Here is a 10,851-nt window from a genome sequence, read left to right as displayed (position 1 = left end):
GGCTTCGACCGCACTGGTGGTCAACGCTTCGCCGAAGACGGCTTCGACCGCACTGGTGGTCAACGCTTCGCCGAAGACGGCTTCGACCGCACTGGTGGCCAGCGCTTCGCCGAAGACGGCTTCAACCGCACCAACGCCCACCGCATCAGCTGATCCCTGATGCGAGCACCCAGCCCGGCTTCGGCCGGGCTTGATCATTTTCAGGCGGGCACAGGCTTGGCACACTAGGCGCCTTGTCCACCAGGAGGTAGGGCCAGCAAGCCCAGCACAGATGTATTACTACGAACCCGCAAAAGGCCACGGCCTGCCCCACGACCCGTTCAACGCCATCGTCGGCCCCCGCCCTATCGGCTGGATCTCCTCACAGGACCGCGAAGGCCGCCTGAACCTGGCGCCCTACAGCTTCTTCAACGCCTTCAACTACATCCCGCCAATCATCGGTTTCTGCAGCGTCGGGCGCAAAGACAGCCTGAACAACATCGAGCAGACCGGCGAGTTCGTCTGGAACCTGGCCACTCGCACGTTGGCCGAGCAGATGAACCAGAGCTGCGCACCGGTTGCCGCCGAGGTAAGCGAATTCGAATTGAGCGGCCTCACCGCCACGCCATCAAGCATCGTCAATGTGCCGCGTGTTGGCGAAACCCCAGTGGCCTTCGAGTGCAAGGTCAGCCAGATCGTCCAGCTCAAGCGGGCCGACCAGGAACTGGTGCCCAGCTGGTTGATCCTGGGTGAAGTGGTGGCGGTGCACATTGCCGAGCACCTGTTGAAGAACGGTATCTACGATACCGCTGCCGCCGAGCCGATCCTGCGTGGTGGTGGCCCGGCAGACTATTTCGAGCTGGGCAACCTGTTCAAGATGGCCCGCCCACCGGCCTGATCACCAGATCAGCTCACCCTCTTCGCTGACGCCCTGCAGGCGTTGCAGCTCGGCCGTGGCCGCTTCATCGGCGGCCACGGCGCCCTGGAACACCTGGCCGTCGAGAATCTTGTGAAAGCGCGGCACACCGCCCATGCCCAGGGCCTTGACCGCGATGGCCGCGTTGTAGCCGCCACCTTCCACCGGGACCATCGCCGAAACCGCTTCGAAATACGGAAATTCCCTACGTGCCATATTGCTATCCGCTTCGTTGATCGGGGGCCGGCATTTTACCCTATTTGCCTGTACAGGCCCTATCGCCGGTACAGGCAACACCTCAATCAAAGGTATGCAGATCCAGGCTGCTGACCACCTGTTCCTGCACCAACTCACCAAACACTTCCAGTGTCGGCGAAGCAAAATAGCCACTCATCGCCTGCTGGTCCTGCCAGCTGCCACTGAGCAACCATAAATCGGCATCAGCCTGCGAACGCTGCACCGAAAAACTCAGGCAGCCCGGTGCCCGCAACGAGGGCTCGAGCAAGTCACGCAGGCGCGCGCCCAGCTCCGCCGAGCGCCCGCTGCTGGCACGGATGAAAGCAAGGTGGGTGACCGGTTGTGTCGGGGTCATTGCACAATCTCCTTGAAGCAGGCGGACGAAAAAGCCAGGCTGCCAAGGTTAGGGCCTCGCCCGCGCGACACGTTAGGCCATTACTGCACGCCGATTGCCTGATCCTGCAGCGCGGCAGGATCAGGCAATCGGCGTGCAGCTTTTGACTAGCGCCCGCCATTGCCCAAACCTATGCTGCGTCGGTCAGCAGAGGAAAGCCATCATGACCATCGCCACGTCCATCGACCCAAGCCTGGAACTGCAACGCCAGGAGCTGGCCGAGCTGATCCACCGCCACGCCGGGGAGCCTCACGGCCCGGCATCGGCCATCGATGACCTGTACCTTGTGCGCTACACCGAAAACGTGCGCTCGGTACCGACGCTGGCGCAACCCGCGCTGTGCATCCTCGCCCAGGGTAGCAAAAGCCTGTTCCTGGGTGACGAGCAGTACGCCTACGACCCGCTGCACTACATGGTGGTCTCGGTAACCTTGCCGCTTAGCGGCGTAAAGCTCGACGCCAGCCCCGAGCACCCGAGCCTTGGCCTGCGCATGGACCTGGACCCAGCCGAAATAAGCCAACTGATCGCCGAAAGCGGGCCGATGCTGGTGCCCAACCGGCCTTCCGGTCGTGGCTTGTATGTGGAGAGAACCGACGCCGCGTTGCTCGACGCCTTGCTGCGGCTGATACGCCTGCTGGACACCCCTCGCGACATCGCGATGCTGGCGCCGCTGTTCCGCCGGGAGATTCTGTACCGCCTGCTGCGCGGGCCGCAGGGCTATCGGTTGTACGAAATTGCCTTGGCCAACAGCCAGACCCACCGGGTTTGTCAGGCCATCACCTGGCTCAACCAGAACTACCAGCGGCCTTTGCGCATCGAGGATCTGGCGCGTGAAGTCAACCTCAGCACCTCGACCTTGCACCACCGGTTCAAGGCCGTGACGTCGATGAGCCCGCTGCAGTATCAGAAGCAACTGCGCCTGCAGGAGGCGCGGCGATTGATGCTCAATGACGGCCTCGAGGCAGCGGTGGCGGCCTACCGGGTGGGGTATGAAAGCCCGTCACAGTTCAGCCGTGAATACAGCCGGCTGTATGGCGCGCCGCCGATTCGTGATGTGGCCAGGTTGCGGGCGACTGCTGGCTGAGTTTGGCTTTGCCTGTGCCGGCCTCTTCACGGGTAAACCCGCTCCCACAGGTTTTGCACAGATATTGATAACTGTGCAGTACCTGTGGGAGCGGGTTCACCCGCGAAAGGGCCGATACTGGCAATAGATTTACTTCAACCCGACACAGCTCCCTGCCACTGATTCTGGTCAACCTGGATCAAGGTCGGCCCCTTGCGCTCCACTGCCTGCCCCAACGCCACCTGCAGCTGCGCCACATCTGCCACCTGCTCCGCCGCCGCGCCCAAGGCCCGCGCCACACCGATGAAGTCTGGCGTATGGATATCCACCCCGACCGGCTCGATGGCCCGGTTGACCATGTACTTCTTTATTTCCTCGTACCCCTGGTTGTTCCACAGCAGCACGATCAACGGCACCTGCGCTTCCACCGCGCTGGCCAGCTCCGGCAAGGTGAACTGCAGACCGCCATCACCAATCAGGCACACCGCAGGGGCACGCTCACCGACCTGCTCCGCGCTGCCCAGCCAGGCGCCCATGGCCGCCGGCAATGCGTAACCCAAGGTGCCGTAGCCGGTCGAGGCATTGAACCAACGGCGTGGCTGGTCCATGTCCAGGGTCAGGTTGCCGGTGTACACCGGCTGAGTCGAATCGCCCACCAGAATGGCATTGGGCAGACGCTCAAGAATCGCACTCAGCAGACGCGTCTGGCTCAGGGTCGGCTGGTCCCAACCCGCCGCCAGTGCCTGGCGCAACTTGGCCACGCGGGTTGCCCCCCACGTGCTTTCACGCACGGGTTGCGGCAGTGGCTGCAAAGCGTCGAACAGCGCCTCGGCAGCCAATTCGGCGTCGGCCACCAGCGACAGCGTCGGCAGGTAATTGCGCACTGTCTGGTCCGCGTCGATGTCGATGCGCAACAGGGTGCCCGGGATCTCGAAACCACCTTTGAAGGTCACGTCATAGTCGGTTTCGGCCAGTTCGGTACCGATCGCCAGCACCACATCGGCCTCGGCCACCAGCGCCCGTGTGGCTGGCAGCGACTGGGTCGAGCCGATCTGCAGGGGGTGGCTGGCCGGCAGCAGCCCCTTGGCATTGATAGTCAGCGCCACCGGCGCCTGCAGGTGTTCGGCCAGGCGCGCCAGCGCAGCGCCCGCGGCCAATGCGCCGCCCCCAGCCAGGATCAATGGCCGCCGTGCATTGGCCAGGCGCTCGGCCATCTGCGCCACGGCCTGCGGCGCTGCCCCTGCCCGGCTACTGCGCACCACGCGCCCCGGCAGCAGGTGATCGGCCGGTTCGACCAGCACGTCGAGCGGGATCTCGATATGCACCGGGCGCGGTCGGGCGCCTTCGAACACGGCGAATGCCCGAGCCAGCACCTGCGGCAGGTCATCGGCACTCATCAGGGTGTGGGAAAACGCCGCCACACCCGACACCAGCGCGGCCTGGTTGGGCAACTCATGCAGCTTGCCACGGCCACCGCCCAACTGGTCGCGAGATTGCACGCTGGAAATCACCAGCATCGGGATCGAGTCGGCATAGGCCTGGCCCATTGCGGTGGTGATGTTGGTCATGCCCGGGCCGGTGATGATGAAGCACACCCCCGGTTTGCCGCGGGTCCGCGCATAGCCGTCGGCCATGAACCCGGCACCCTGCTCGTGGCGCGGGGTGACATGGCGGATGGACGAACCCGCCAGGCCGCGGTAGAGCTCCACGGTATGTACACCAGGAATGCCGAAGACATGGTCAACGCCATAGCCTTCAAGGAGTTTTACCAGTACTTCGCCGCAGGTCGCCATTGGGTTTCACCGTGAATCTTGGTTGGGTTATGCCCCTATTGGACCCAGCCACGGCTATCGCCACAATGCAAAAAAACACATACTAGCCATGTTCTGCAATCATGGCTCAGCACAATGAAACGCCTCCCGCCCCTGCCCGCCCTGCATACCTTCCTGGTCACCGCCCAGCACTGCAATTTCACCCGTGCCGGGCAGCAGCTGCATATCACCCAGGGCGCCGTCAGCCGGCAGATCGCGGCCCTCGAAGAGCATCTGGGCTATGCCTTGTTCCAGCGCCAGGCCCGTGGGTTGAGCCTGACCCGTGAAGGCCAGGACTGGCTGCCAAGGGTGCAACAGGTATTTGCGCTGATTGAACAAGGGGTGCGCGAGGTGGGTGGGCGCAGCGCTACGTTACAGCTCAAGGCACCGACCTGCGTGATGCGCTGGCTGCTGCCACGCCTGATGGAATGGCAGGCGCTACGCCCGGATGTACCGGTGGAGCTGACCACCACGGTGCAACATGGAGTGGACTTTCGCCGCGAGGGTTTCGATGCGGCGGTGGTGTATGGCGATGCGCCGAACCACGGGCTGCGCGTGCGCAAGCTGTTCGATGAGCAGTTGACGCCGGTGTGCGCGCCGTCACTGCGCGAGGGGCCGGTGCCGTTGCAGCAGGTCGAGGACCTGGCGCGACACATGCTGCTGCCCCCCTCGCGGAATGAGCATGACTGGCGGTTATGGCTGCAGGCAGCCGGGGCAACGCTGGCCATTCAAGGTCCGAAGCAGCATTTCGAGACGCTGGACATGGCGATGGCCATGGCCTCGCAGGGCACCGGCGTGGCCATCGGCGACTGGTCGCTGATCGGCGATGACTTGCGCGGGGGGCGGTTGTGCATGCCGTTTGCGCTGAAGGTGATGACCGGCAAGGGGTATTACCTGGTGAGCCAGGCCAAGAGCTTGCCGCCGGGGTTGGGGGAGTTGCTGGATTGGCTGGAACACCAGGCCAGCCAGTGAGGGCCTCTTCGCGGGCACGCCCGCTCCCACAGGTACAGCACAGATTCCAAGACCTGTGCTTTACCTGTGGGAGCGGGCGTGCCCGCGAAGCAGGCGACTCAATAGCCGACAGTGAAACGCTGCCGCGAATGCGCCGGCTTTTCCAGTTCGTCGAGCATGGCAATCGCGTAATCGGCAAAGGTGATCCAGCTCTTACCCTCCGCGCCGATCAACAGATGATCCTTGCCCAGCTTGTAATGCCCGCTGCGCTCACCTTCAACGAACTCCGCCGACGGCGACAGGAAGGTCCAGTCCAGGTTCGGCTCCCGTTGTAACGCTTCCAGGAAACGCACTCCGGCAGTGGCCTCGGCCTTGTATGCCTCGGGGAAGTCCGGGCTGTCGATCACCCGATGCCCAGACGGCAGCAAAAGGCTACCGGCCCCACCCACCACCAGCAGGCGCCTGACCCCGGCCCGTTTGACTGGCTCGATGATGGCGTGTGGCTCGATGGTCGAGAAATGCGCCGCACTCAGCACCGCATCCACACCCGCGACCGCCGCTTGCAGGGCTGCGCTGTCCTTGGCATCCAGCGCCTTGACGGTCACCCCCTCCCGCCCCTGCAACCGCGACGGGTCGCGGGCGATGGCCAGCACACTGTGGCCACGGCGCAGGGCCTCTTCCAGCAACTGGCTGCCAGCGCGGCCGGTGGCACCGATGATTGCAATCTTGCTCATGGGATACTCTCCATCAGTTGAACGGAACTACCACTTCATCTCGCCCTTGGCGACCTTGGCCCCCAGCTCCAGCGAGCTTTCATCGGCCAGGCTCGGGTAACGTCGCTTCATCGCCGCGATCAACGCACCGGCGTCTTTCGCCTGGGCGGTCTCGGCATCGAAATCACGAATGTAGTTCGCCGTGAAACGCACGGCCTGCAGCGAGCGGCTGCTGTCCCCCAGGTAATGCCCGGGTATGACCGTGCGCGGCGCCAGCGCTTCGATGTGCGCCAGGGTGCCGAGCCAGTCGGCGTGGGACTTGGCCGTTTGCGTGTCGGCCATCCATACATGAATGTTCTCCGACACCACCACGCCACCGACCACCGCCTTGATCGACGGGATCCACACAAAACTGCGGTCAGGTTGCGGGCCGTCCAGGCCGACCACCTCAAGGTCCTGCCCTTCCACCGTCAGGCGGTTGCCTTCGAGCACCTGTGGCAGCACCAGCCGCGCCGGCTTGTCCGCGCCCATCTGCGGGCCCCAGTAGGCCAGCTTGGCATCCTTGGTCTGGCGGATATGGGCAACCGTGGCGGCCGACGCCAGCACCTTGGCGTCCGGGAAGGCCTGGGTCAGGGTATCCAGGCCGAAATAGTAGTCCGGGTCGCCATGGCTGATGTAGATAGTGGTCAGCTGCTTGCCGCCTGCCCGCAGGCGCTGCACCAGTTGCTCGGCCTGGGCCTTGCCGAACTGGGCATCGACGAGGATGGCGTCGTGCTCGCCGCTGACGATCACCGAACTGACCGGGAAGATCGCCTCATGCCCGGGGTTGTAAACCTCCAGCCGCAAGGGGTCGGCAGCCAGCGCCGGGCCGGCCAGGGTCACACAGGCCAGCAGCAGGCCACGCAAGGGAGTGAAAAGAGACATCGCAAACGCCCGTCAAATGAACAATGCCCAACAGCTTAGTTGCCCAATCCGTGACAAAAAATGCGATGCTCGAACATAGTTTGTTTCTGAAACCGGGCAAATCATGGACCGTCTCAACGCCATGCGCGTTTTCGTCACCGTCGTCGACCTGGGCAGCCAGTCGGCGGCGGCGGATCATCTGCAACTGTCGCGGCCGGTGGTATCGCGCTACCTGGCAGAGCTGGAAGACTGGGTTGGCGCACGGCTGATGCAGCGCACCACACGCAAGCTCAGCCTCACCGCCGCCGGACAGGAAACCCTGCCCCGCTGCCGGCAATTGCTGGAATTGGCTGGCGACCTGCAGGCCGCGGTGCAGCAGCCGGATGACGCGCCCAAGGGCGCGCTGCGCATCAGCGTCAGCACCTCATTCGGCCAGGCCCAACTGGTGGATGCTGTGGCCGATTACGTCCGACGCTACCCTGGGGTGAAGGTGGAACTGCAGATGCTCGATCGCACGGTCAACCTGGTAGACGAGCGCATCGACCTGGCCATCCGCACCAGCAATGACCTGGACCCCAACCTTATTGCCCGGCGCCTGAGCGTATGCCGCTCGGCAGTGTGTGCGGCACCGGCCTACCTGCGCGAGCACGGCACGCCGCAACGGGTCGAGGAACTGAGCCGGCACAACTGCCTGACACATGCCTACTTCGGCCACAGCCTGTGGCATTTCGAGGTAGCCGGCCAGCAAGTCGCCGTGCCAGTGGCGGGGAACATCAGTGCCAACGAGGCGATGACACTGCAGAAGGCGGCGCTGGCCGGCGCAGGTATCGCCATGCTGCCGACCTACCAGGCAGCGCAGGCCCTGCGCCGGGGTGAACTGGTGCGCCTGCTGCCCGAAGCCAGCCCGCGCGAACTGAACCTGAATGCGGTGTACACCTCACGCAAGCACATGCCGGCGACCTTGCGCAGCATGCTGGATTTTCTTGTGCAGCGGTTCAAGGACGAACCGGAGTGGGATCAGGACTTGTAAAGCCGCTCCTACAGGAATGGCATTGTCACTCCTCGACGCTCATGTACTCCTTGGCCCAGCGGATGTAGTCCTCGGGCTGGGTGTAGGTGTGCGAGAGTTCGGTGGCGCTGAGGTTTTCCGACTTGTTCTGCTGGCCGCGCTGCAGCCGCAGGCAATCGTAGGTGGCCTTGATGGCGGCAAAGTAGGCCGCGTGACCATCGACCACGATGCGCACGCCCAGGCGTGCCAGGCGCTCGTCGTCACGCAGGTTCGGGTTGCCGTAGGTCACCAGCATCAGTGGCACCGTCAGGTGCTCGGCAATCTGCTCGAGTTGCTCGAAGTCCTTCACCCCCACCATGCAGATGCCATCGGCTCCGGCCTTCTGGTAGCTCTGGGTACGCACGATGATTTCTTCGGTGGTGAGCACGCCAGCGTTGGTCCGGGCAATGATCGACAGCGACGAATCGACCCGTGCCTCCAGCGCCGCACGGATCTTGCCGACGCCCTCTTCAACCGGGATCAGGTCGGTGGACTTGCGCCCGAACTGGGCAGGTAGCAGGGTGTCCTCGATGGTCAGGGCAGCCACGCCGGCGCGCTCCAGTTCGATGACCGTACGCATGACGTTCAGCGCGTTGCCATAGCCGTGGTCGGCGTCAGCCAGCACCGGCAGTTGTGCCACGCGACCAATACGGGTGGCCTGCTCGACGAACTCGCTGAGGGTGATCAGGGCGAAGTCCGGTGCAGCCAGTACCTGCAGCGAAGCGACGGAGCCACCGAGGATGCCGACCTCGAAGCCCAGGTCTGCGGCAATGCGTGCCGACATCGGGTCGAACACCGATGCGGTGTGATAACAGGAACCTGAAGCGAGCAGCTCGCGGAAGGCAAAACGCAGATCTTGATGGGAAGCCTTGGGCATGATCACTCCGCAAAATAAGTTGAAATTCGAACGGTAACTACCGACCCCTGTAATCGGGTCTACCTGGCCTGTTCCAACCGTCGCCATCTGGGCGGTCATGCTCGACATGCAGGCAGAGGAATAAAAGGTGTGGGAGACAGCGGCGCAAAAACCTGCGGCATAATGTTGCACCAAGCTGGTGCAAACCCCCGATTTTCGGCCTCTGTGGCATACCAACGATATCACGCAGCCATGCAGCACTGAATGAATGCGCCAATGCCGATCTTGCATAGGGGATGCAGATAGTGGATAGGAAGCTACCTAACTCAGGTTACAATTCGGGGACTTCATGCTGGCCTCTTCGCGGGTAAACCCGCTCCCACAGGGACCGCGCCGTCCTCAGGAGCGACACCGGACCTGTGGGAGCGGGTTTACCCGCGAAGAAGGCCGCCACCGTCATACAAGGTATCCCCGTGACCGCCGCCCTGCCCCCCACCACCCTGCGCAACGTGCTCACCGCCCTGATGCTGGCGATCTTCCTCGGCGCCCTGGACCAGACCATCGTTGCCGTCTCGCTGCCGGCGATCTCGGCGCAGTTCAACGATGTCGGCCTGCTGGCCTGGGTCATCTCCGGCTACATGGTGGCGATGACTGTCGCCGTGCCGATCTACGGCAAGCTGGGCGACCTGTACGGAAGGCGCCGGATGATCCTCACCGGCATCAGCCTGTTCACCCTGGCCTCGATCGCCTGCGCCCTGGCCCAGGACATGCAACAGCTGGTGCTGGCCCGGGTACTGCAGGGCATTGGTGCCGGTGGCATGGTCTCGGTGAGCCAGGCGATCATCGGCGACTTCGTCCCCCCACGGGAGCGCGGCCGCTACCAGGGATACTTCAGCAGCATGTACGCGGTGGCCAGTGTCGCCGGCCCGGTGCTGGGCGGTTGGTTGACCGAATACCTGTCATGGCGCTGGGTGTTCTGGATCAACCTGCCACTGGGGCTGGTTGCACTGTGGGCGATCCGCCGCGCCCTCGGCGGCATGCCGGTGCAGCGCCGCGAGGCGCAGGTGGATTACCTGGGTGCCGTTTTGCTGATTCTCGGCCTGGGTAGCCTGTTGCTGGGCATTACCCTGGTCGGCCAGGGCCACGCCTGGGTCGACCCGGCTGTGCTGGCCTTGTTCGCCTGCGCCGCGCTGGGCTTGATGCTGTTCATTGCCCATGAGCGCCGCTGCCCGGAGCCGCTGCTGCCGCTCGGCCTGTTCGGCAATCGCGTGGCGGTGCTGTGCTGGGGCGTGATCTTCTTCGCAAGCTTCCAGTCGATCTCCCTGACCATGCTCATGCCGTTGCGCTACCAGGGCATCACCGGTGCCGGCGCCGACAGTGCTGCCCTGCACCTCCTGCCGCTGGTGATGGGGCTGCCCATGGGTGCCTTCACCGGCGGGCGCATGACCAGCCTGACCGGGCGCTACAAGCCGCAGATCCTGGCCGGCGCACTGCTGATGCCACTGGCCATTTTCGCCATGGCGCTGACCCCGCCGCAGTCGGTCTTGCTCAGTGCACTGTTCATGCTGCTGACCGGCATCGCTTGCGGGCTGCAGTTCCCGACCTCGCTGGTAGGCACGCAAAGCGCGGTGGACAGCAAGGATATCGGCGTGGCCACCAGCACCACCAACCTGTTCCGCTCGCTGGGTGGGGCCATGGGAGTGGCGTGCATGTCCAGCCTGCTGCTGGCGCTGCTGCACCAGGGCGGGTTCGAGTCGCTGGGTAATCCGTTGCTGGGGAGCCTGAAGGCCGGAGAAGTGGACCTGGTGACACAGGGGCGGTTGCTGGAGACGTTCCAGCATTTGCTGATGGGGAGTGCCGGGGTAGCTGTGCTGGGACTGTTTGCAGCGCTTGCATTGCCCGACCGGCAACTGCGTGGACGCTGAAGTCGGCCGCACCGTTGTGTGGGCTGCTGCCTTGCTGCAAACCTGCATCTTGTGC

The 10,851-nt window shown here is 64.1% G+C and carries 11 protein-coding genes; 5 read left to right on the top strand and 6 right to left on the bottom strand.

Features of this window, described 5'->3' with window-relative positions:
* The first annotated feature begins 271 nt into the window (after positions 1–271).
* Positions 272–877, top strand: a complete 606-nt coding sequence (locus MJ643_RS20860; RefSeq protein ID WP_013974025.1) for a flavin reductase family protein — start codon at positions 272–274, stop codon at positions 875–877.
* On the opposite strand, the gene MJ643_RS20855 is transcribed toward MJ643_RS20860, so the two are convergent.
* Together MJ643_RS20855 and MJ643_RS20850 are read right to left on the bottom strand one after the other, a co-directional pair.
* Positions 878–1,111: a hypothetical protein gene (locus MJ643_RS20855; protein ID WP_023660990.1), complete on the bottom strand. Its 234-nt coding sequence runs from the start codon at positions 1,109–1,111 to the stop codon at positions 878–880.
* Between the two features lie 82 nt (positions 1,112–1,193).
* Positions 1,194–1,487 (bottom strand): antibiotic biosynthesis monooxygenase family protein, encoded by a 294-nt coding sequence (locus MJ643_RS20850; protein WP_003258431.1) that lies wholly within the window; start codon positions 1,485–1,487, stop codon positions 1,194–1,196.
* Between the two features lie 202 nt (positions 1,488–1,689).
* Here MJ643_RS20850 and MJ643_RS20845 point away from each other — a divergent pair, with 202 nt between their 5' ends.
* A complete protein-coding gene (locus tag MJ643_RS20845; protein ID WP_208209725.1) occupies positions 1,690–2,610 on the top strand; it encodes an AraC family transcriptional regulator in 921 nt (306 codons plus the stop codon).
* 134 nt (positions 2,611–2,744) lie between these two features.
* Here the strand turns inward: MJ643_RS20845 and MJ643_RS20840 are convergent, their stop codons facing one another.
* The gene (locus tag MJ643_RS20840) at positions 2,745–4,382 is read right to left on the bottom strand and encodes a 5-guanidino-2-oxopentanoate decarboxylase (protein WP_013974027.1); all 1,638 of its coding nucleotides are present in this window, start codon (positions 4,380–4,382) and stop codon (positions 2,745–2,747) included.
* Positions 4,383–4,496: 114 nt separating this feature from the next.
* On the opposite strand from MJ643_RS20840, the gene MJ643_RS20835 reads away from it, so the two are divergent.
* Complete coding sequence (locus MJ643_RS20835) at positions 4,497–5,372, top strand: LysR substrate-binding domain-containing protein (protein WP_208209743.1); 876 nt, start codon at positions 4,497–4,499, stop codon at positions 5,370–5,372.
* 98 nt (positions 5,373–5,470) lie between these two features.
* On the opposite strand, the gene MJ643_RS20830 is transcribed toward MJ643_RS20835, so the two are convergent.
* Entirely contained in the window at positions 5,471–6,085 is a 615-nt protein-coding gene (locus MJ643_RS20830) for an NAD(P)-dependent oxidoreductase (protein ID WP_013974029.1), read from the bottom strand.
* 27 nt (positions 6,086–6,112) lie between these two features.
* Positions 6,113–6,988, bottom strand: a complete 876-nt coding sequence (locus MJ643_RS20825) for an MBL fold metallo-hydrolase (protein WP_024087688.1) — start codon at positions 6,986–6,988, stop codon at positions 6,113–6,115.
* A 103-nt stretch (positions 6,989–7,091) separates the two neighbouring features.
* Here MJ643_RS20825 and MJ643_RS20820 point away from each other — a divergent pair, with 103 nt between their 5' ends.
* On the top strand, positions 7,092–7,997 hold the full coding sequence (locus MJ643_RS20820; protein ID WP_013974031.1) for a LysR family transcriptional regulator: 906 nt from the start codon (positions 7,092–7,094) through the stop codon (positions 7,995–7,997).
* 25 nt (positions 7,998–8,022) lie between these two features.
* Here the strand turns inward: MJ643_RS20820 and MJ643_RS20815 are convergent, their stop codons facing one another.
* The gene (locus MJ643_RS20815; protein WP_003259571.1) at positions 8,023–8,892 is read right to left on the bottom strand and encodes an oxaloacetate decarboxylase; all 870 of its coding nucleotides are present in this window, start codon (positions 8,890–8,892) and stop codon (positions 8,023–8,025) included.
* Positions 8,893–9,344: 452 nt separating this feature from the next.
* Here MJ643_RS20815 and MJ643_RS20810 point away from each other — a divergent pair, with 452 nt between their 5' ends.
* The gene (locus tag MJ643_RS20810) at positions 9,345–10,796 is read left to right on the top strand and encodes an MDR family MFS transporter (RefSeq protein ID WP_024087689.1); all 1,452 of its coding nucleotides are present in this window, start codon (positions 9,345–9,347) and stop codon (positions 10,794–10,796) included.
* Positions 10,797–10,851: the final 55 nt, after the last annotated feature.

The organism is Pseudomonas sp. PNPG3, from assembly GCF_023093815.1.
GTDB classification, from domain to species: domain Bacteria; phylum Pseudomonadota; class Gammaproteobacteria; order Pseudomonadales; family Pseudomonadaceae; genus Aquipseudomonas; species Aquipseudomonas asiatica.
Note: the sequence above shows the minus strand (reverse complement) of the source record. Positions and strands in the feature narration are given on the sequence as shown.

What these genes read in the sequence shown, in the direction of transcription:
- MJ643_RS20840 (WP_013974027.1), bottom strand. Translation starts at nt 4,382, where the DNA reads ATGGCGACCTGCGGCGAAGTACTGGTAAAACTCCTTGAAGGCTATGGC.
- MJ643_RS20825 (WP_024087688.1), bottom strand. Translation starts at nt 6,988, where the DNA reads ATGTCTCTTTTCACTCCCTTGCGTGGCCTGCTGCTGGCCTGTGTGACC.
- MJ643_RS20845 (WP_208209725.1), top strand. Translation starts at nt 1,690, where the DNA reads ATGACCATCGCCACGTCCATCGACCCAAGCCTGGAACTGCAACGCCAG.
- MJ643_RS20860 (WP_013974025.1), top strand. Translation starts at nt 272, where the DNA reads ATGTATTACTACGAACCCGCAAAAGGCCACGGCCTGCCCCACGACCCG.
- MJ643_RS20820 (WP_013974031.1), top strand. Translation starts at nt 7,092, where the DNA reads ATGGACCGTCTCAACGCCATGCGCGTTTTCGTCACCGTCGTCGACCTG.
- MJ643_RS20855 (WP_023660990.1), bottom strand. Translation starts at nt 1,111, where the DNA reads ATGGCACGTAGGGAATTTCCGTATTTCGAAGCGGTTTCGGCGATGGTC.
- MJ643_RS20835 (WP_208209743.1), top strand. Translation starts at nt 4,497, where the DNA reads ATGAAACGCCTCCCGCCCCTGCCCGCCCTGCATACCTTCCTGGTCACC.
- MJ643_RS20815 (WP_003259571.1), bottom strand. Translation starts at nt 8,892, where the DNA reads ATGCCCAAGGCTTCCCATCAAGATCTGCGTTTTGCCTTCCGCGAGCTG.
- MJ643_RS20830 (WP_013974029.1), bottom strand. Translation starts at nt 6,085, where the DNA reads ATGAGCAAGATTGCAATCATCGGTGCCACCGGCCGCGCTGGCAGCCAG.
- MJ643_RS20850 (WP_003258431.1), bottom strand. Translation starts at nt 1,487, where the DNA reads ATGACCCCGACACAACCGGTCACCCACCTTGCTTTCATCCGTGCCAGC.